General features: G+C 63.1%; 15 protein-coding genes. 6 read left to right on the top strand and 9 right to left on the bottom strand.

What is annotated here, in order from left to right:
* Nucleotides 1-492: 492 nt before the first annotated feature.
* Both E4M07_RS09320 and E4M07_RS09315 read right to left on the bottom strand, forming a co-directional pair.
* Entirely contained in the window at nt 493-2,145 is a 1,653-nt protein-coding gene (locus tag E4M07_RS09320) for a pilus assembly protein (RefSeq protein WP_136658031.1), read from the bottom strand.
* 439 nt (nt 2,146-2,584) lie between these two features.
* Nucleotides 2,585-2,782: a DUF1674 domain-containing protein gene (locus tag E4M07_RS09315; protein WP_348640519.1), complete on the bottom strand. Its 198-nt coding sequence runs from the start codon at nt 2,780-2,782 to the stop codon at nt 2,585-2,587.
* A gap of 141 nt (nt 2,783-2,923) precedes the next feature.
* Here E4M07_RS09315 and htpX point away from each other — a divergent pair, with 141 nt between their 5' ends.
* The 3 genes from htpX to E4M07_RS09300 all read left to right on the top strand — a co-directional run bounded on the left by htpX (nt 2,924) and on the right by E4M07_RS09300 (nt 7,042).
* Complete coding sequence (gene htpX / locus E4M07_RS09310; RefSeq protein ID WP_136658029.1) at nt 2,924-3,883, top strand: zinc metalloprotease HtpX; 960 nt, start codon at nt 2,924-2,926, stop codon at nt 3,881-3,883.
* The gene (locus E4M07_RS09305) at nt 3,880-5,238 is read left to right on the top strand and encodes a transcription antitermination factor NusB (RefSeq protein WP_246660397.1); all 1,359 of its coding nucleotides are present in this window, start codon (nt 3,880-3,882) and stop codon (nt 5,236-5,238) included. The genes htpX and E4M07_RS09305 overlap by 4 nt, the downstream gene beginning before the upstream one ends.
* 106 nt (nt 5,239-5,344) lie before the next feature.
* A complete protein-coding gene (locus E4M07_RS09300) occupies nt 5,345-7,042 on the top strand; it encodes a heparinase II/III family protein (RefSeq protein ID WP_136658482.1) in 1,698 nt (565 codons plus the stop codon).
* A gap of 41 nt (nt 7,043-7,083) precedes the next feature.
* On the opposite strand, the gene E4M07_RS09295 is transcribed toward E4M07_RS09300, so the two are convergent.
* Nucleotides 7,084-8,094 carry an NAD(P)-dependent alcohol dehydrogenase gene (locus E4M07_RS09295; protein WP_206057207.1) on the bottom strand — a complete coding sequence of 337 codons (1,011 nt, stop codon included), beginning with the start codon at nt 8,092-8,094 and terminating at the stop codon, nt 7,084-7,086.
* 101 nt (nt 8,095-8,195) lie between these two features.
* Here E4M07_RS09295 and E4M07_RS09290 point away from each other — a divergent pair, with 101 nt between their 5' ends.
* Entirely contained in the window at nt 8,196-9,230 is a 1,035-nt protein-coding gene (locus E4M07_RS09290) for an AraC family transcriptional regulator (protein ID WP_136658027.1), read from the top strand.
* A gap of 133 nt (nt 9,231-9,363) precedes the next feature.
* A complete protein-coding gene (gene purH / locus E4M07_RS09285) occupies nt 9,364-10,980 on the top strand; it encodes a bifunctional phosphoribosylaminoimidazolecarboxamide formyltransferase/IMP cyclohydrolase (protein WP_136658026.1) in 1,617 nt (538 codons plus the stop codon).
* Nucleotides 10,981-10,995: 15 nt separating this feature from the next.
* Here the strand turns inward: purH and E4M07_RS09280 are convergent, their stop codons facing one another.
* The 3 genes from E4M07_RS09280 to E4M07_RS09270 all read right to left on the bottom strand — a co-directional run bounded on the left by E4M07_RS09280 (nt 10,996) and on the right by E4M07_RS09270 (nt 17,474).
* A complete protein-coding gene (locus E4M07_RS09280; RefSeq protein WP_136658025.1) occupies nt 10,996-11,202 on the bottom strand; it encodes a dodecin in 207 nt (68 codons plus the stop codon).
* A 76-nt stretch (nt 11,203-11,278) separates the two neighbouring features.
* A complete protein-coding gene (locus tag E4M07_RS09275; protein WP_136658024.1) occupies nt 11,279-12,646 on the bottom strand; it encodes an MFS transporter in 1,368 nt (455 codons plus the stop codon).
* 28 nt (nt 12,647-12,674) lie between these two features.
* Nucleotides 12,675-17,474 (bottom strand): NAD-glutamate dehydrogenase, encoded by a 4,800-nt coding sequence (locus tag E4M07_RS09270; RefSeq protein WP_136658023.1) that lies wholly within the window; start codon nt 17,472-17,474, stop codon nt 12,675-12,677.
* A gap of 121 nt (nt 17,475-17,595) precedes the next feature.
* On the opposite strand from E4M07_RS09270, the gene E4M07_RS09265 reads away from it, so the two are divergent.
* A complete protein-coding gene (locus tag E4M07_RS09265; RefSeq protein ID WP_136658022.1) occupies nt 17,596-18,171 on the top strand; it encodes a peroxidase-related enzyme in 576 nt (191 codons plus the stop codon).
* A 17-nt stretch (nt 18,172-18,188) separates the two neighbouring features.
* Here E4M07_RS09265 and E4M07_RS09260 read toward each other — a convergent pair whose 3' ends face one another.
* The 3 genes from E4M07_RS09260 to E4M07_RS09250 are packed head-to-tail and all read right to left on the bottom strand — an operon-like array spanning nt 18,189 to nt 20,258.
* Nucleotides 18,189-18,815, bottom strand: coding sequence for a TPM domain-containing protein (locus E4M07_RS09260; protein WP_136658021.1), 627 nt, complete (start codon nt 18,813-18,815; stop codon nt 18,189-18,191).
* Complete coding sequence (locus E4M07_RS09255) at nt 18,815-19,630, bottom strand: TPM domain-containing protein (RefSeq protein WP_136658020.1); 816 nt, start codon at nt 19,628-19,630, stop codon at nt 18,815-18,817. Before E4M07_RS09255 ends, E4M07_RS09260 begins: the two co-directional genes overlap by 1 nt.
* 10 nt (nt 19,631-19,640) lie before the next feature.
* Nucleotides 19,641-20,258 (bottom strand): LemA family protein, encoded by a 618-nt coding sequence (locus tag E4M07_RS09250; RefSeq protein WP_136658019.1) that lies wholly within the window; start codon nt 20,256-20,258, stop codon nt 19,641-19,643.
* Nucleotides 20,259-20,323: the final 65 nt, after the last annotated feature.

Raw genomic sequence — 20,323 nt, 5'->3', positions numbered from 1 at the left:
TGCTACCCCCAATAAGGCCGACCGTCGCCCGACGGCTCGGATGCACCGGTCGAAACCGGCCAGAAGCAGCGGCCTTAACCGGTCGTATCCGCTTTGGTGATGCCGGAATTCGGATTGTGCGTCGCCTTGAACTTCGCGGCACCGCAACCTGAATACCGAACCGTCACCAAACGGCCGCCAATGTCGTCCCGCATGAACGCAAGCGGCCGCAGATACCTGCCTCTTTCGCAACAGCGCACGGCCGCTCATCGACCGCGCAACATCTGCACGAGCAAGCATTTTCGCGTTGAAGATTGCACAATGGTTAAATCGCCGGCCAACGGGTCGGTTGGCCGGCAATCTTTGAGCCGTATGCTGAACATAGGCTTTATGGATACACGTAATAGTTGTTATTTTTGGATTGCAACCATTGGGGGTCGGTTGCGATCCGGTTACGTGTATCGGTCGGAAGCGGCAACTTGCGGGACGCCGCGTTCCGAATTCGGGTCGGCCCTAGTGCGTGAGCCGCAGGCTTTGGATCGTGCTGGCGATCTCCTGGAACGTATCCTCCAATTCGTCCGCGCCATCGACGTCGTAAAAATACTGGACGGTGCTGGTGTCGTCCGTCGCGCAGCTGTCAAGGGCGTCCAGCGCATCTGAATCATTAAGCTCGAACCCGATTGTGAAAATCGTGATCTCGTCATTCTTGATGGCCGTGCAAAGTGCCGCGAAATGTGTATAGGAATCATCGTCCTGATCCCCGTAGTCGAAATCTTCATATTCGACATCCGCAAAGGCGGTATTGAAAATACCGTCGGTCATCATGATGATGTACTTGGCGATTTCCTCGTCGGGATCCGTATGGTCGGCCGGTTCCGACCCGGTCGGCATGTAGCCCGCCCAGTCATGGGAAATCGTGTACCAACCCCACTGCAGCCCGATATGTCCGGCCGTGTAGCCGCTCGCGGAAAAGTCGCGGATGGCGGTTGTCAGCGTGCTCTCGCTGCTGGTCAGGGTGATGATCTCGGAATCGGGACAATCGTCCTCTTCGAGCCGGGCGTCGCGGCTGATCATGCCGTTTGACGGGTTGGCGTCGCTGTACTGGTAGGAGGTACCGCCGCTGGCCGGCTCCTTCCGGTCGGAGGCGCAATAGTCGGAGTTTGTGCCGTCGCTTTCGGTGACGAAGTCCCAGGTGTCGTCGTCGTCGTCGCTGCCGCCGCCGCCTCCACCGCCGCCTCCGCCGCCGCCGCCTCCACCGCCGTGGTGTGCCTTGAAGACACGGGCGCCGCCGAAGGTGTAGCCGTCATAGCCGTAGCTGCTTCCAAGTCCGGCAGCGGCGCCGAACAGGAAGCCGCCGGCATACTGGACGGGGAAATCGTTGTTAAGAAATGTCGAACCGCTGTCACAGGACCCGTTATTGTCCTGGAAATCCTCCCAGTCGTAGCCGACGCCGGTGCTTGAGTAGAGTGTCGCGTTGTAAACGGGGGCATCGCTGGTCTCGCAATAGGCATCCGCATAGACGTACCGAACGAGATCCGGGCCGACATTGACGCCGATGGCATAGGGCACAAGGCTGATGCGCACATAGTCCTTGGCGTCGGTGTTTATGCTGAGCAGGTCCTTGACCGCCAGTTCGGCAGCGTCTTCGAGCGCGGTCAGCTTTGAGCCGCGCATCGAGCCGGTCACGTCCAGAACCATTGCCACCTCGATGTCGGAAACCCCGTAACTGACCGCCGAGGAACTGGACACCGTGATCGTGTCCTCGCTGGTGGCGACCTGCAGCAGGTTGAAATCCTGTTCGATGCTTGCCGATGCCGCGACCGACTGATTGGTGGTATTGATGGTAATGCTGTCGAGCGAATAGTCGCTGGTCGTCAGGTCGTCGACGCCGAGATTGGCCATGAAGATGGCCTCCAGGTAGTCCTCGGCCTCGTCCGTAACGGTAGGATCGACCTCACCGGAGGCGATGGCCCGGGCGGTTGCCAGGGTTGCGGCGTCAAGCGCGTTGTTGACCCGCGTCTTGTTCAGGAGTGCCAGCGAATAGTCCACAGCCATGCCGGCGGCCAGGAATATCACGGCAACGCCGAGACCGAACATCGTGGCGAAGTTGCCGCGTCTGTCGCCTGTCAACCGGCGACATTTGCGCATAGCGGATTCAATGTTCATCTTCAGCTAACTCCTTAGCTCTGAAGAACATTCGCCCCGATGCATCCGTCGGACGGCGGCCGCCCGCGGCTGCCACGTCCTGCTGGATACATTTGCTCTTGTGATTGACGGCCGCGATGGGCCTTGAACCGCGGCACCGGTTCCCATCCAACCAGCGGCGATCTGCATCTCACTAAAACTGTATCTGTATGATTTCTAGGCTAGAATATTTTCGCCTGACCGGACCTCAACATCTGTTTCCAAAAGACCTTTAAAAATGCGCAGGCTGCAAGAACCCGCAATTATCGGTACGCAAATATTCGATTGCATCGTGTCTATCGGAGCGATGTTGCCCAAAGGTTAATCAAGGGGCATCAAAGGCGCGGAAGCGGCGAACGCCGCGGCGCTGTCTGCCCGTATGGCTAACGCCGGGTTAACCGGCTGTCGCCGGCACCGGTTTTCAGAAATCGATGGCGCGTCCGTCGATTTCCCAGTCGCCGTAGCGCGCCGGATCCTTGCCGCCGCGCCCGCCGATTTCCTTCGGCGGCTTTTTCTCGCCGCCGCGCGCCTTGCGGCGCGCCTCGGCCTCCGCCAGCGCGCGCTGCGCCGCCGGCGGCAGATCCCGAAGGTGCCCGCCGGGCGCCGGATCGGTATCGATCGCCTCTTTTTCCGATTGTGATTGTGGTTTTTCACCCATGGCGTTACCGGATCGATTGCGCATTGAACTATTGATTGCCACTCCCAACATATAGGGAGTAATGACCGGTATCCCACCGGCCCGGACAATGGAGTACATGGCATGAATGTGGTGCGGACAGCAATGCTGCTGGCCTTTATGACGGCGCTGTTCATGGCGATCGGGTTTCTGATCGGCGGCACCGGCGGCATGCTCATTGCGCTTGCCATCGCCGCGGCCATGAACCTGTTTTCCTACTGGAACGCCGACAAGATGGTCCTGCGCATGCACCACGCCGTCGAGGTCGACGAACGCTCGGCGCCCGAGTTCTACGGCATTGTGCGCCAGCTGGCCGAGCGCGCTGACCTGCCCATGCCCAAGGTCTATCTGATCAAGAACGACCAGCCGAATGCCTTTGCCACCGGCCGCAATCCGGAAAACGCCGCTGTTGCCGCGACCGCGGGCTTGCTGCACCGGCTTTCGCACGAGGAAGTCGCCGGTGTCATGGCGCACGAACTGGCCCATGTGAAGCATCGCGACACGCTGACCATGACGATCACGGCCACGCTGGCCGGTGCCATATCGATGCTCGGAAACTTCGCCTTCTTCTTCCGCGGCGCACGCAACAATCCGCTCGGCATAATCGGCCTGCTCGCAGCCATGATCCTGGCGCCCCTCGCCGCCGCGGTCGTCCAGATGGCCGTCAGCCGGACGCGCGAATACTCCGCCGACCGCGGCGGCGCGGAAATCTGCGGCCACCCGATGTGGCTCGCCTCGGCGCTCGGCAAGATTGCCGGCAGCGCGCCGCGCATCGTCAACGAGGACGCGGAGCGCAATCCTGCCACGGCCCACATGTTCATCATCAATCCGCTGTCGGGCCAGCGCATGGACGGCCTGTTCTCCACACACCCGGCGACGGAGAACCGGATCGCGGCGCTGCGCAAGATGGAAGCCGAGTTCCGCGGCCAGGGCGATGGCCCGGCCATGCCGAGGTCGGACCCGCCCGGCCGGCAGTCGGCAACCCATGGCGGCCCGTGGGGCCGGAACGGCGGCAACCGGGAAATCAAGGGTCCCTGGTCGTGAATCAGGCGAAAGCCGCCGGCGCGAAGGGCGGCCGGGCCGACAAGCCGGGACTTGCGCCGCGCCGGGCTGCCGCAAAGCTGCTCGCCGCGGTCATCGACAGGAAGACGCCGTTGGACGGGCTGCTCGATCCCGCAGGCGGCAATCCCGCCTTCCGCAATCTCGAGGCCGCCGACCAGGCGCTGGTGCGCGCCATTCTGCTCTCGGCCCTGCGCCACCTTCCCGTCATCGAGGCGGCGTTGGCGCACCTGGTCGACCGTCCGCTGCCGGGCGGCGCGCGCGCTCTCTCGCACGTGCTGACGATTGCCGCGGCACAGATCCTCTATCTCGACACGCCCGACCACGCGGCCGTCGATCTTGCGGTCGAGCAGGCGAACCTTGATCCGCGAAACCGCCGCTATGCCGCGCTGGTGAATGCGGTCCTTCGCCGTCTGATCCGCGAGAAGGCGCGGCTTCTGCCGGAAATCGAGGCAAAGACGATCAATGCGCCGCCATGGTTCTACGAGCGGCTGAAGGCCGCCTACGGCCCGGACGCTGAGAGGATTCTCTCAGCCCATGCGGCGTTGCCCCCCATTGACCTGACCGTCAAGAGCGAGCCGCAGGCCTGGGCGGACCGGCTGGGCGGCATTGTTCTGCCGACCGCAACGGTGCGATTGAAGCCGTTTGAGGGATCGGTCACCCAACTGCCCGGCTTTGCAGAAGGCGCGTGGTGGGTGCAGGACGCCGCTGCCGCGATCCCCGCCAGGCTGTTCGGCGACGTCGATGGCGCACGCATCGCCGATCTTTGCGCAGCGCCCGGCGGCAAGACCGCGCAGCTGATCGCCGACGGCGCCCGGGTAACCGCAGTCGACCTTTCGCGCAACCGCCTCAGGCGACTGACGGAGAACCTTGACCGTTTGAAACTGCAGGCCGAGATCGTGCAGGCGGATCTGCTCGAATGGCGGCCGGACACACCCTTCGATGCCGTGCTGCTCGACGCGCCCTGTTCCTCAACGGGAACGGTGCGCCGCCATCCGGATGTTCCGTGGACGAAAGGCCCCGCCGACATCGATAAACTGTCCGCCCTGCAGGAGCGTATGCTGCGGCACGCGCTGACACTCGTGAGACCGGGCGGCACGGTTGTGTTTTCCAACTGCTCCCTCGATCCGCAGGAGGGTGAGGACCTGGTCGAGCGCGTGCTGGAATCGCTGCCGGACATCTCGCGCAGGCCCGTCGAGACGACCGGTCTACCGGGTCTCGAGACGGCCGTAACCGCGCGCGGCGATGTCCGCACCCATCCGGCCATGCTCGAACGCGAAACGCCGCAACTATCGGGAATGGACGGGTTTTTTGCCTCCGTGCTGATCCGCAAGGGATGATTGTTAACTCCCCAATTTTATGTCTGCGGTCATCTGGGTCTTATGTTATAGTCTCGCCAAGGGGCCTCAGTAATGGGGTGTACGGGGACTAGAATTGGCAGCAGTATTGTTGCATTTCCGGCAGTTTTTGCCACTGTATTTCCGTGAAAGCTGGCGCCGGGTTTCCCGCCAGGTTGCTGTCGGTCGCGCCAGTCCCTGGCGTTTTTGGGGCTCGTCACCAGACCGACTGGTCGTCGCGCCGACGGATCTGCGGATCGCCGATCCCTATATCGCCCACGAAATCCACCAGGGTCGTTATCCACTCGCCGGCAGGGTGCTGGAGACCGACAACGACTCGCCTTTCCTGTACACCGGCCCGTCCCTCGGTTTCGACGAAATGCTGCACAGTTTTCGCTGGCTCCGGCACCTGCGCGCGGCAAACACCGAAGAGTCATTTGCCGACGCCCGCACGCTGACAGAGGACTGGATCAACCTTTGGGGACGCCGCTATTCGGGTATCGGCTGGGATGCCAATGTCACCGCGCAGCGGGTCATTGCCTGGCTCTCGCATTCGCCGATTATCCTGAAGAAACAGGACCGCGGATTTTACCGCCGCTTCATCAGGAGCCTGGCGCTGCAGATCCGCTACCTGCGGAAAATCGCGCCGGCCATGCGCGACGGGGAGAAACGCTTCCGCGTGCGCATCGCTCTGGCCATGGCAACGCTCGCCCTTCCGGCAACGCCGGCGGCGATCCGCCATGCCGCCCGGTTTCTCGACCAGGAGATCGACAAGCAGATCCTGCCGGACGGCGGACACATATCGCGCAACCCCCAGGTGGCGATGACGCTTCTTGCCGATCTGCTGCCGTTGCGCCAGACCTATCTCAATCTCGGTCACACCCCGCCGAAGGGGCTGGTCTCCAGCATCGACAGGATGTTCCAGGCGCTGCGGTTCTTCCGTCATGTGGACGGCACGCTTGCCCTGTTCAACGGCTGCACCGCGCAGCCGGCCGACCGTCTCCTGTCGGTGTTGCGCTACGATGAATCGACCGGCGAGCCGCCGCGGTCGACACCGCAGATGAACTATCAGCGCCTTTCCAACCACAATACGGTCATCATCGCCGACACGGGCCCCTATCCGGCCGGCGAACTGTCGGCGACCGCGCATGCCGGATGCCTTTCATTCGAACTGTCGTCCGGCCATCACCGCTTCATCGTCAACGCCGGATCGCCGGCCTTCTACCACGCCGAATACCGCCGGCTCGCCCGCGCCACGGCGGCCCATTCGACGCTGATCATCGACGATACGTCCTCGGCCACCATCTCGGGTTCGAGCTTCCTCGGTCCGATCATGACGAACGGACCACAAAAGGTCGACCTGGAACGCCGCGACGAGGCCGACGGCCGGCAGGGATTCATCGCCCGCCATGACGGCTATGCCGAGCTTTTCGGCCTGATCCACGAACGTTCCATCCAGTTGAGCGCCGACGGCAACATGGTGACCGGCCGCGACCGCATCGCAAAATCCGCAAGCCACAAACTGCTGATCGACGGAGAAACGCCGGGCGTTATCCGCTTTCACATCCACCCGAAGATCGCCATCTCCCGTGACAACAACAACGACATCGTGCTGACCGCACCCGACAGTGAAATCTGGACGTTTTTCTCGCCCGACGCGGCGGCCGAGATCGAGGATGACATATTTTTCGCCGATCTGGCAGGTCCGCGCCGCTCCCAGCAGATTTGCCTGCATTTCATCATCGCCCAGCAGTCCGAGGTAAGCTGGAGCATGGTCCGCACCGTGCCGAAGGCCAAGAAGGGCTAAGGCGCGCTAAGGTCCAAGCACCTGCCGGCCGTGCACGGGTATTAGACGTCGATCACGACATTTCCCCTCTTGCGGCCCGTGTCGACATAGCAGTGCGCCTCGACAATCTGGTCCAGCGTGTAGGTCCTGTCTATGACCGCCCGGAACCGTCCCGATTCCATCAGTTCATTGATTTTGTGTAAGTCTTCAGTGCGGGATTTGAGCATGCCATCATCGACCGACAGGTATTTGCCACTGCGGGTCAGCGCCTTGCGGCAGCTGACTTTCAATTTTGAGCTTTTGTCCTTGCCCACCGCGTCGAATACAAAATCATAACGCTCGCCGGTGTCGATACGATCTTCCCTCGTATAATCGATCACCATATCGGCACCCAGTGATTCGACCAGATCGAGGTTCGCGGTGCTGCATACTCCGGTAACCTCCGCTCCGGTTTGCTTGGCAAGTTGAACAGCGGCTGTTCCGATAGCACCCGAAGCACCATAGATCAGCACTTTCTTCCGCCTGTGAATTTCGCCTTTTTCCAGACAGTAGCCGGCTAAGAGGCCGCCATAGGTAACGGCCGCTGCTTCCTCATAGCTCATGAAAGAAGGTTTCTTTACCAGACAGGCGTTTTCCGGCAGGCATTTGAATTCGGCATAGGTTCCGAAATCCGCACCGGTCATGCCGTAGACCTGATCTCCCGGTTTGAATTTCGTAACGTCCTCGCCGACTGATTCGACTTCACCGGCCAACACGAGACCCAGAATGGGCCGTCTCGGCCCGGTAACGCCGATAATCAGTCTGAACATCAGGATCATCGGGTGCCACATGGGAAACCTGAAGGCACGCACCCTGCAGTCGCTGGCGGTAACCGCCGTTGCGACGATTTTAACGCATACCTGCCCCTTCCCCGGGGCCGGTTTTTCAAGCTCCGCCAGGCTGAGAACCTCCGGCGGCCCGTATTTCCTGCAAACGACCGCCTTCATTGGTCGGCCCGCGATTCTGGTGTGTTTGGTATCCGCATCTGCATTCCTGTCATTATCCTTCTTGATGCCCGTTCCGTCCGGAACCATTGATTTGTGGAAATTTCCGCTTCCACTCAATATTTTACCATCAGATAGCCGGCCATGATCGTTCGTCGCACGAACATGACCGAACGTAACAGGAAACGGATTTGGTTCAGCCGACGGTTTCAGCCGGCCTTGTCGCCGGCCTCATGGCATTTGCCGCGCGCAACGGTGCGGATCCCGCGACCCTTGCCATGCGCGCGGACATCGATCCCGGCGCGCTGCACGACCCCGACAAAAGGCTGCCGCTGCAGCGCTATGTCGGCCTCATGCGGGCAGCCCAGTCCCTGACCGGCGATCCCGCCCTGGCGTTGCACTTCGCCGAACAGGTCGGCATGGCGCAGGTCTCCATCGTCGGGCTCATCATGGAAGCATCCGCCACGATGGGCGAAGCGTTCCTGCAGCTGCAGCGCTACGGGCGCCTGGCGGCGGAAGTCGAGAATGTCGCCGACGGGCCCCGGTTTGAACTCGTGAACAGGGGCGGCAGGCTGTACATGGTCGACCGGCGACGGGATCCCGATACCGTCCCGGAGCTCACGGAAGCGGCTTTCGTCAGCCTGGTCTGCGGGCCGCGGCGTTTTTTGCCGCGACCCCATGTGCTCTCCGTGTATGTAACCCACCCGCGCCCGGCCTATGGGGCGGAATACGAGCGCATATTTCAGTGCCCGGTCCACTTCGGCGCCGAATGGAACGCCCTCGAACTCCATCCCCAAATCGCCGATTGGAAGGTTGCCCAGAACCCGCGCTATGTCTTCGGCCTGCTGACCCGGCACGCCGATGCGCTGCTGCGGGAACTGGACGCCACACGCGACCTCAAGGGGCAGATAGAAAGCCTGCTGCTGCCGGTGCTGCATCGCGGCGAAGTCAACGCCGATGCGATCGCCGCCGAACTGGGCTTCAGCCGTCAGACGCTCTTCCGCAGGCTGAAGGAGGAAGGAACCTCCTTTTCGCAGGTGCTCGACGATCTACGCCAGCGGATCGCAAGACTCTATCTCGAGGGACAGTCGGCCTCCGTCAACGAGACCGCCTATCTGGTCGGTTTTTCCGAGCCTTCCGCTTTTTCCCGTGCGTTCAAGCGCTGGACCGGCCAGTCTCCCAACCAGTACCGCCGGATGTACAAGCAGGGCAAAGCGCTTTCGTGACGCCCATTCGGCGCTTCGCTGTTTTATCTTCAGCGCCGTTGTGCTAGGCGGACGGCAGTTTCCGCACCCCACGACAGGACGCCCGCCCGACGGTGCGCACTGTCGCGTATTTCCGACTGCCCAGGAGCCCGCAATGGCCGTTGCCTCCAAGAAAATCCCCGCGCCCGAACTGGTCACGCCGAAACGTGCTTTGTTGTCGGTCTCCGACAAAACCGGCCTTGTCGAATTCGCCGCGGCACTGGCGGCGCGCGGCATCGAGCTGATCTCGACCGGCGGGACGGCAGCCGCCATAGCGCAGGCCGGGATTGCGGTGCGCGACGTTTCGGAACTCACCGGCTTTCCGGAAATCATGGACGGGCGCGTCAAGACGCTGCACCCGTCGGTGCATGGCGGCCTGCTGGCCATCCGCGACGATGACGACCACGCCGCGGCGATGCGGGAAAACGCCATCGCTGCGATCGATATCGCCGTCATCAACCTCTATCCGTTCGAGGCGGTCCGGGCGGCCGGCGGCGATTACCCGACAACGGTCGAGAATATCGACATCGGCGGCCCGGCCATGATCCGCGCGGCGGCCAAGAACCATGCCTATGTCACGGTGATCACCGACCCGGCGGACTATGACGGGCTGGTCGGTGAACTCGAAGCGCGGAACGGCGCCGTATCCTATGCGTTCCGCCAGCAGCAGGCCGCAAGAGCCTACGCCCGCACCGCCGCTTACGATGCGGCGATCTCGAACTGGTTTGCCGACGAACTATCCGTTGAGCATCCGCGCCACCGCGCCGTCGCGGGCGCCCTCGGGGACGTCATGCGCTACGGCGAGAACCCGCACCAGACGGCGGGTTTCTACGTGACCGGCGAAAACCGGCCGGGTGTCGCCACCGCCACGCTGCACCAGGGCAAGCAGCTCTCCTATAACAACATCAACGACACGGACGCCGCCTTCGAGCTCGTCGCCGAGTTCGCCCCGGACAGGGGCGCCGCCTGCGCCATCATCAAACATGCCAATCCCTGCGGTGTCGGCATCGGCGACGACCTCTCCGGCGCCTATCGGAAGGCGCTCGCCTGCGATCCGGTGTCGGCCTTCGGCGGCATCGTCGCCTTCAACGGCATGCTCGACGCGGCTGCGGCGCATGAGGTCGTCAAGGTTTTCACCGAGGTCATCATCGCGCCGGATGTCACCGACGAGGCGAAGGCGATCATCGGAGCGAAGAAGAACCTGCGGCTTCTGACCACCGGCGGCCTGCCGGACCCGCGCGCCGCGGGGCTGTCGGCCAAGACGGTTTCCGGCGGCCTGCTGGTGCAGTCGCGCGACAACGGCGTCGTCGACGATCTCGACCTGAAGGTGGTGACCGAACGGGCGCCGTCGGCGTCCGAGCTGGATGACCTTAAATTCGCGTTCCGCGTCGCCAAGCACGTCAAGTCAAACGCCATCGTCTATGTCAGGGACGGCGCCACCGTCGGCATCGGCGCCGGCCAGATGAGCCGGGTGGATTCGGCCCGCATCGCCGCCCGCAAGGCGCAGGATGCCGCCGATGCGCAAGGGCTTTCAGAGCCGCTGACAAAAGGCTCCGCCGTCGCGTCCGACGCCTTCTTTCCCTTCGCCGACGGCCTGATGTCGGCGATCGAGGCGGGCGCGACTTCCGTCATCCAGCCGGGCGGCTCGATGCGCGACGACGAGGTCATCAAGGCCGCCAACGAGGCCGGCATCGCCATGGTCCTGACCGGCATGCGCCATTTCAGGCACTAGTGCCGGCGCCGCTGCTCAGTCCAGCCGGAAGCCGAGCTTGACGCCGACCTGGTAGTGCCTGACCTTGCCGTTTTCGATATGGCCGCGAATGTCGACGACCTCGAACCAGCTGATATTCTTGACCGTTTCCGCCGCCTTGGCGACGGCGCCCTCGATCGCGCCCTCGACGCTCTGCGTGGAGGTCCCGACGATGTTGATGTGCTTGTAGACCGCGTCGTCCATGCTGCTCTCCCTTCGATTGGAAGAACAGTCTACGCCCGATTGCCGCGAATGGCACGAAGCGGCGGGCCGGCCCTGTCTAGGCGGGCTTCGAATGCGCGCTGCGCACGAAGGGCAGCAGGACGATACCGGCCACGAACAATGCGATCACCGGTGTCACACCGATACGCTGGCTGTCGAACAGTCCGGTGGCCTGTGCGATCAGCAGCGGACCGACGAAAGTCGTCGCCTTTCCGGACAACGCATAGAGCCCGAACGCTTCGGTCACCCGGTCCGGTTCGACCTGGTCGACAAGGAGCGTCCTCGACGCAGCCTGAAGCGCCGCACCGGCGGCACCGATCAGGCAACCCGCGACGTAAAAGACGATGGTTGGCAGTGATGAGGGAACATCGGTGTCGCCAACGGGTATAAAGAACACCTCGGTCTTGGACGTCGAGACGATCACCAGGCAGCAAAGGGTCAGGATGACAATTCCGGTGGAGACCACCGCCTTGGGCCCGTAGCGGTCATCGGCCTTGCCGCCGAGCCAGCCGCCGAAAACCCCGGTCGCCGCTGCAAGGATGCCGAAGACGCCGATCTGGATGATCGACCAGCCGAGAACCCCCGCCGCATAGATGCCGCCGAAGGCATACAGCGCGTTCAGCCCGTCACGGTAGAGCATGCTGGAAACAAGGTAACTGAAGTAACTCTTCTGCGCCGGCAGCTTGCGTAGCGTATCGCCAAGCTCGCGCAGACCGCGCATGACGGCGCCGCTGTGGGACATTCTGCGGTGGGCGTCCGGCGTGAACAGGAACATCGGCAGGACGAATATCACGTACCACAGCGAGGTCAGCGGCCCGGACGCGCGGTCCCCCTGATAGGTGGCCGGGTCGAGCCCCAAAATGGGTGTCAGGCCGAACAGCGTCATTCCGCTTTCAGGCGTGGCGGACATGAAACCGAGGACCAGGACAAGCGATATTATTCCTCCGATGTAACCCAGCGCCCAGGCCGAACCGGACAGCCGGCCGAGATGCGAGCGCGGCACCAGGTCGGGCATCATCGCGTTGTTGAAGACGGCCGCGAATTCCATGCCGATCAGGCCCAGGACCACGCCGATGACGGCAATCGTCACGGCGTCGGTTTCCGGCACCGCGTACCACAACAGCCAGCAGCCGACGACGCCGACGATCGAGAAGAACACGATCCACGGTTTTCGCGGTCCGGTGCTGTCGGCGATGGCGCCGAGAACCGGTGCCAGCAATGCAATGGCCAGTCCGCCGAGACCGGTGGCGTAGCCCCAGATTTCCTGCCCCTTCACGGGTGTCGATGCGACATGCGAAGTAAAATACGGCGCGAACACGAAGGTGATGATCAGCGTGTGGAAGGGCTGGGTGGCCCAGTCGAACATCATCCAGCCGTAAATGCCCTTGCGGTCGGTTTGTGCCGTCGGCTGCGCAGCCTCGCTCATATCCGCTCCTGTCCGGGACCCCCGGGTGTCAGTTCCTGCCCCGCGCGATGTCGCCCAGCATGCCGGCGGCGACCGTCAGCCGCGCGATGTTGATCTCGCCGCCCTCTATCATCTCGCCGATCCGCGCGTGGCCGCGGTCGATGCGGGTCTGGTCCGCCGCGTGCCAGGCGGCCACCGGCTCCTTGTCCTTGCCGAATTTCTCCAGCGCCGTCGTCGTGATCAGGCGCCGCGCCGCCGAGATCTCGTCGAGGCTGCGGGCGATTGCCAGCGCCTCGTAGTGATCGGAGACGGTCGCCTGGTGGGCCGCCAGGTCCATCCGGCCGATGCGGAACAGTTCGGTGACATCGAAGAAGGTCTTGGCCGTCTTTTTCAGGTCCGCCTTGGCGGCCGACGCGATCTTCATGATTTCCGGGATCAGCGCCAGGCTCGGCATCTGCGACAGTTGCCGGGCGAGTTTCTTCGGCACGCCGTGGCTGACGGCCCGCTCGTACCAGCGCTCCGTTTCCTCCCGCATATTACCGGGCACCAGCGACGGCAGCACGTCTTCGAGCGCCTCGGCGGCGGCCCGCATCGCCTTGATGGTCGGCGCCAGCGGTTCGGAATTGATCCCCGTCTTCAGGGCCCAGCGGGAAACCATCTGGATGACATGGCCGACCCCGGCGTAGAGCTCGTTCTGGATTTCTCCGGGGACCTTGTTGTCCAGCCCGTCGATCGCGTCGTAGAGCGCCGGGAGGTTGAGACCGTCGCGCACCATCACGTAGCATTTGACAATGTCGGAGGGCAGCATGCCCGTCGCATCCACCAGACGGTTGATGAATACCGGGCTGCCGCGGTTGATGGCGTCATTGGCCAGCACCGTGCCGATGATTTCGCGCCGCAGCCGGTGCTCGCGGATGTCGCCGGCATGGGCCTTGTGCATGCGTTCGGGGAAATAGCCGAGCAGTTCGGAATCGAAATAGGGATCGTCCAGCAGGAGGCTCTTTGTCAGATCCTCAAAGAGCACGATCTTCGCGTAGGAAAGCAGCACCCCGATTTCGGCCCGCGTCAGCGGCTTTCCGGCGGCCACGCGCTCGGCCAGCGTCTGGTTGTCGGGCAGCGTCTCCACGTGCCTGTCCAGTTGACCCTCGCTCTCCAGCTTGTTCATCAGCCGCACCAGGTCTCCGGTTGCCCGGGCACTGCGCCGCTCGACGAGGGAAATGGCCAGTGTCTGCAGGTAGTTGTTGCGCAGCACAAGCGACGCCACTTCGTCGGTCATCGAAATCAGCAGCTTGTTGCGATTGGCCAGTGACAACCGCTGCGCGCGCATCGCGGCCGACAGCGCGATCTTGATGTTGACCTCGAGGTCGGAGGAGTTCACGCCGGCCGAATTGTCGATGGCGTCCGAATTGCAGCGCCCGCCATTGAGGTTGAACTCGATGCGGCCGCGCTGCGTCACGCCGAGATTGGCGCCTTCGCCGATGACCTTGGCGCCCACCTCGCTGGCAACGATGCGCACCGGGTCGTTCGTGCGGTCGCCGACTTCCGCATCGCTCTCGCCGGCGGCCTTCACATAGGTTCCGATGCCGCCGAACCAGAGCAGGTCGACATCGGCTTTCAGGATCGCGGTGATGATCTCGAACGGCGTGGCGACGGTGGCTGACAGGCCGATCGCGGCCGCTGCCTGTTTGCTGAGTTTGACCGATTTCTCGGTGCGCGAGATGATCATGCCGCCGGCCGACAGGATCGACTTGTCGTAGTCCTGCCAGCTCGAGCGGCCGAGGGCAAAGAGACGCTTGCGCTCGGCGAAGGATGTTTTGCTGTCAGGGTTCGGATCAATGAAGATGTCGCGGTGGTCGAAGGCCGCAACGAGGCGGATGACCGGCGACAAGAGCATGCCGTTGCCGAAGACGTCGCCCGACATGTCGCCGACGCCGACGACTGTGAACTCGGTCTTCTGGATATCGATATCCATCTCGCGGAAATGCCGCTCCACCGCCTCCCAGGCGCCGCGCGCGGTGATGCCCATCTTCTTGTGGTCGTAGCCGTCGGAGCCGCCGGAGGCGAAGGCGTCGTCGAGCCAGAAATGGTGCTCCTGGCTGATCGCGTTCGCCGTGTCGGAAAAGGTCGCGGTCCCCTTGTCGGCGGCGACCACGAAATAGGGGTCGTCTCCGTCATGGCAAAGCGTGTTTTTCGGCGACACGACCTTGCCGTCGACGATATTGTCGGTCACCGACAGGAGCGTCGAGATGAAGATCTTGTACGCCTCGCGGCCGGCGTTGAAGATGTCGTCGCGTGTGCCGCTGGTCGGCAGGTTCTTCGGATAAAAGCCGCCCTTGGAGCCCACCGGCACGATAACGGCGTTCTTGACCTGCTGCGCCTTAACCAGCCCGAGCACCTCCGTGCGGTAGTCCTGCGCCCGGTCGGACCAGCGCAGGCCGCCGCGGGCGATGGGACCGAAGCGCAGGTGAACGCCTTCCACATCCGAGCCGTAGACGAAGATCTCCCGGTAAGGCCGCGGATCGGGAATGCCGTCGAGTGCCCGCGGATCCAGCTTGAAGGCCAGCGCGTCGTGAACGCCGCCGTCGCGGGTCTTCTGGTAGTAGTTGGTGCGCAGGGTCGACGCGATGACGTTGATGAACCGGCGGAAGATCCGGTCGTCGTCGAGGCTCGGCACCCGCGCCAGCGCGGTTTCGATGCGGTCGATGATCGCCTCGAATTCCTTGGCGGCAGCACGGGCCTTGAGGGAGGGATCGAAACGGGTCCGGAACAGGCCGAAAATCTCGGCGGCGATCTCCGGGTAGCGGTTGAGCGTGCCGGCGATATAGCCCTGCGAATAAGTGATGCCCGCCTGTCGCAGATAGCGCGCATAGGCGCGCAGCACCTTCACCTCGCGCGCCGTCAGCCCCGCATTGATCACCAGCCGGTTGAAACTGTCATTGTCGATGCGTCCGAACCAGGTCGCCAGGAACGCCTCGTCGAGCAGATCGACTAGCCGGGCGAGGTCGACCGGCATGGCGTCGCGATGGACGAGCTCCATATTGTGCAGCACGACCTTGCGCGTCTGCGTCACGTCGACACCGACGGCGACCTCGAATGTCTGTTCGCTGATCACGTTGAAGCCGAGATTCTCCAGGAGCGGCACCCGGCGCGACAGCGCCACCGGCGCGTCCAGGTGAAATATCTTTAGCGACAGGTTTTCGCTGGCCTCGCCGTCGCGCTGATAGAAATCGATGCAGATCGGGATGTCTTCGTCGCATTGCAGGAAGCTCGGCAGGTCCTCGACCGCCTCTTCCGGCGTGAAGTTGTCGCGATAGGCGTCGGATGTGTGCAGCGCCAGCGCATCGACGCCGGCCAGCGTCGAGAACTGGTCTTCCCAGCGCGTGACGATGCGGCGCACGGTATTTTCAAGCACTTCCTGCGACACGCGCGGCGTACGCCCGCCCGAGCGGCCGAGCACGAAATGCACGCGCGCCACCCCGCCTTCGGGAAAGGCGGGGTAGTAGGCCGAAAGCCGGGCGTCGAACACGTCCTTGAGATAGGCGCCGATGCGCCCGCGCGCGTCGGTGTCGTACTGATCCCGCGGAACGTAGACGAGCACGGACACGAACCGGTCGAAACGGTCGATGCGCGGCAGCACGCGCACCCGCGGCCGGTCGCTGAGCTCGATGATCTGTTCGCAAAAGCCGGCAAGCATCGGCACGTCGATCTGGAACAGCTCGTCGCGCGGATAGCTCTCGAGCGCATTGAGCAACACCTTGCCCGAGTGGCTTTCCGAATCGAAACCGAAGCTCTCCACCACGGCGTAGGCCTTGGAGCGCAGCAGCGGGATGCGCTGCACCGATCGCGTATAGGCGGTGGAGGTGAAAAGGCCGACGATGCGCAGTTCGCCGGTCACCCGTCCGCTCTCGTCGTAACGCTTTACGCCGACATAATCCATATAGGTGCGGCGGTGCACGAGCGAGCGCACATTGGCCTTGGTTACGATCAGCGCGTCGGGACCCTGGAGGAACGCGAGCAGTTCGGGCGTCGTGGTCACCGGGTCCCTGCCGCGCCGCAGCACCCGTACATTCGGATCGGACAGAATGCCTAGCCCCGTCGCCTCCGCCCGTTCGACAGTCGCGTCGCGTCCGGTTCCACGGAAATGGTATTCGCGCATGCCGAGGAAGGTGAAATTGTCGTCGCGCAGCCATTCGAGAAAGGCCAGCGCCTCCTCGCGCTCCGCCAGGTGCTGACTGCCGCCGGCGTTCTGCAACTCGACGACGATCTTGTCGAGCCTCTCGAGCATCGATGCCCAATCGGCCACTGCCCGGTGCACCTGGTCGAACACCTTGAGGAGATTGGCCTTTAAAAGCTTGATCGCTTCGGCGGAGAGGCGCGGCAGATGGATCTGCACGACGCTGATTTTCTGCCAGTCATCCTCGGCAGTCCCGCCCGCCGCCGGCGCGATTTCCCTGATCGCGCCGTCCGGAGCCCGCTTGAGCTTCAGGATCGGGTGGGCGGCGAGGCAGATATCGCGGTGCGCGTGCGAAACCTCACCCATGACGGAATCGAATATGAACGGCATGTTCTTGTCGATGAGCGTGATGACGGTGAGGGACCTGCCGGCCAGGTCCACCCCCTCGACTGGACCGACATCGATGCGCGTGTCCTTGCCGTTCCACTCGTCGAGCTGTTTTCGGGCATGCACGCAGGCGGCGGCAAGGGATTCCGGCCGATACAAAAGCACATCGTCGGCGCTGACATGGCCGAACAGGTAGTCGGGCTCGATGTAGTCTTGTTTTTTCTGGCTGAGGATCTCGGCAATTCTTGCGATCTGCTTGTCACGCTTCGGGTGCCGGCGCGTACCCATGTCTTACTCCCCCTATACCCCGCCGGGGCCTCGACCCCCGGCGGCGATGAATGCTAACAAAACAGTTACCGGATAAGCGGCAAAACTGCACCACCAAAAATGAACAGACCGGAGTCTTCGTATGACCAGCAAAGAAAGCCCGATAACCGCTCTCGAAACGGGGCCGATGGCCGAATTGAGCCCGGAGACCAGGGCCTATTTCGACAAGTGCCAGGAAAAGCTGGGCATGATCCCCAACGTGCTTCTCGCCTATGCGTTCGACGAGGCCAAGCTGCAGGCCTTCAGCATGCTCTACAACGACCTGATGCTCGGCGATTCCGGCCTGTCGAAGCTGGAACGGGAAATGATCGCCGTCGCGGTATCCTCGGTAAACCATTGCTATTACTGCCTCAGCGCCCACGGCGCGGCGGTGCGGCAGCTTTCCGGCAATCCGGCCCTCGGCGAGCAGATCGCCATGAATTACCGCGCCGCCGATCTCGATGCGCGCCAGACGGCGATGCTGGACTTCTCTGTCAAGCTGACCGAGCAGCCGGACAAGATCATCGAGGCGGACCGCCAGGCACTGCGCGTTGCCGGCTTCACGGACCGCGACATATGGGACATCGCGGCGACCGCGTCCTTCTTCAATATGTCCAACCGCATGGCATCGGCGACCGACATGCGGCCGAACGACGATTATCACGCCATGGCGCGGTAAAAATTTAGCCGGTTGAATTACAGTTCGACAACACGATCCGGAAGCTCGTTCCGGTCGTCCGGGCCGGGCGGAAAATGCTCGGCCAGAAGCGCGCCGGCATCGCTCACCGCCGCCGTCAGCGCATCCGCGAGTTTGCTGCTTGCGGCACCCTCGGTCACCGTGCGGACAATGGCGTTCCAGCGCTCCTGGTCGACCTTCTCGGATATGCCGCTGTCGGCGATGATTTCGGCGTAGTGCTCGTCGAGCGACACGAAGATCAGGACGCCGGTGCGCCCGTCGGTCGCGTGGATATTGTGGGCGAGGAACTGCTGCACGGCATGGGCGTGCGCCCGGCGGTAGCGCACGGACTTGGTGACGAAACGCAGGCGCAGCGCCGGCACCTGCCATATCAGGACCATGGCAAGCAGCCAGGCGCAAAGCAGCGCCGTGGCGTATGTCGCCGTGCCGACCTCGATCCACAGCCAGTGGAATATCCAGGCGAGCGCCGCCCCGAGCACCAGCGCAGCGGATGACAGGACGAACGCCGCGGCCATGAAATATGGATCCGACCGGCCGCAAACGACACAGTGGATCTCGCCGCTGGTCTTTGCCTCGGCGGCCGTGATCGCCGCCGAGATCCGTTCGTGTTCTGCTTTGCTCAGCATCACCAACTCCCCGATGCGCCGCCGCCACCGGACGAGCCGCCGCCGCCCGAAAAGCCCCCGGAGCTCGAACTGCTCCAGCCGGACGATCTGCTGCCCGATGACCCGCCGGAGCTGCTCACGGAAACCTGCACGCCCAACCATTTGTAGCGGCCGGGCGCGATCTTCTTGCCGAAGATCGTGGCAAGGATCGAAAAGATGATCATGCCCCCGAAAAACAGCCCGAACAGGCTGAAAAACCCGATGGCGATGAGGTCGTCGGGTTCGATCCAGCGTTCGTTGCGCTCGGCGCGCGCCTGCATCTCCGCCGCGTCGCCCTCCAGAACGGCGATGATGTTGTCGACGCCGGCCTGGATACCCGCCGGGAAGTCGCCGGCGCGGAATTCCGGCACGATGGTCTCGTCGATGATCAGTTTCGAAAGCGCGTCGGTCAGGGTGCCTTCGAGACCGTACCCGACCTCGATGCGCAGCTTCCGGTCGTTGACGGCGACCAGCAGCAGGACGCCGTTGTTTTCTTCCGCCTGGCCAAGCCCCCAGCGCCGGAACATCAGGTTGGCGTAGTGCTCGATCGTCCAGTCTCCGGTCGTCGGGATGGTCGCAACGACCAGCTGGTCGGACGATTTGTCCTCAAAGGCGGCAAGCTGCGCGATCAGCCGCGATTTGACCCCGTCCGGCAGGATTCCGGCCGTGTCCATGACCCGTTCCGTGAGCCGGGGAATGTCTTGCGCGCGGGCCCCCGAAAGAGGCGCGGCCGCCAGCAGCAGGGCCAGCAGCAGGCACAGCAGATTGCCGTAGAGGAGTGGAAACCGAGCCATCATCACCGCGGCCTCAATCGAAGTTGACCTTGGGAACCTCGCGGCTCTGCGCGTCGATGGTGAAGGTCTGCATCGGCTTGGCCTCCGGGTAGAACCAGGATGCCCACCAGCGGCCCGGAATGGTTTTCAGCTCGGTGTTATACTTTCGCACCGCCTCGATATAGTCGCGCCGGGCAACGGCAATGCGGTTCTCGGTTCCCTCGAGCTGCGACTGCAGGGCCAGGAAATTCTGGTTGGACTTGAGGTCCGGATAGGCTTCAGAGACGGCCAGAAGCCGGGTGAGCGCCGATGTCAGCGCCGACTGGTTCTGCTGGAAGGTCTCGAAAGCCTGCGGATTGGTTAAAACGTCCGACGGGATCTGTACCGATGTCGCCTTGGCGCGCGCATCGACCACCGAGGTCAGCACGTCCTTTTCCTGAGCCGCATAACCTTTGACGGTTTCGATGAGATTCGGGATGAGATCGGCACGGCGCTGATACTGGTTGAGCACCTGGCTCCAGGCCGCCTTGGCCTGTTCCTCATAGGTCGGAATGGCGTTGATGCCGCAACCGGAGAGTGTCAGGACCGCAAGCAGAAGTGCAACGATGGCGCCCGGCCTGACGGGTTTGGAAAAAATCTCAACGGCAGTCATGAACGGATCCCCTCGAATGATCGGGGCCACCATATCCGAACCGGCCATGGTGCGAAACCGCAATC

The organism is Nitratireductor sp. XY-223, from assembly GCF_004959855.1.
GTDB lineage: Bacteria > Pseudomonadota > Alphaproteobacteria > Rhizobiales > Rhizobiaceae > Hoeflea_A.
Note: the sequence above shows the minus strand (reverse complement) of the source record. Positions and strands in the feature narration are given on the sequence as shown.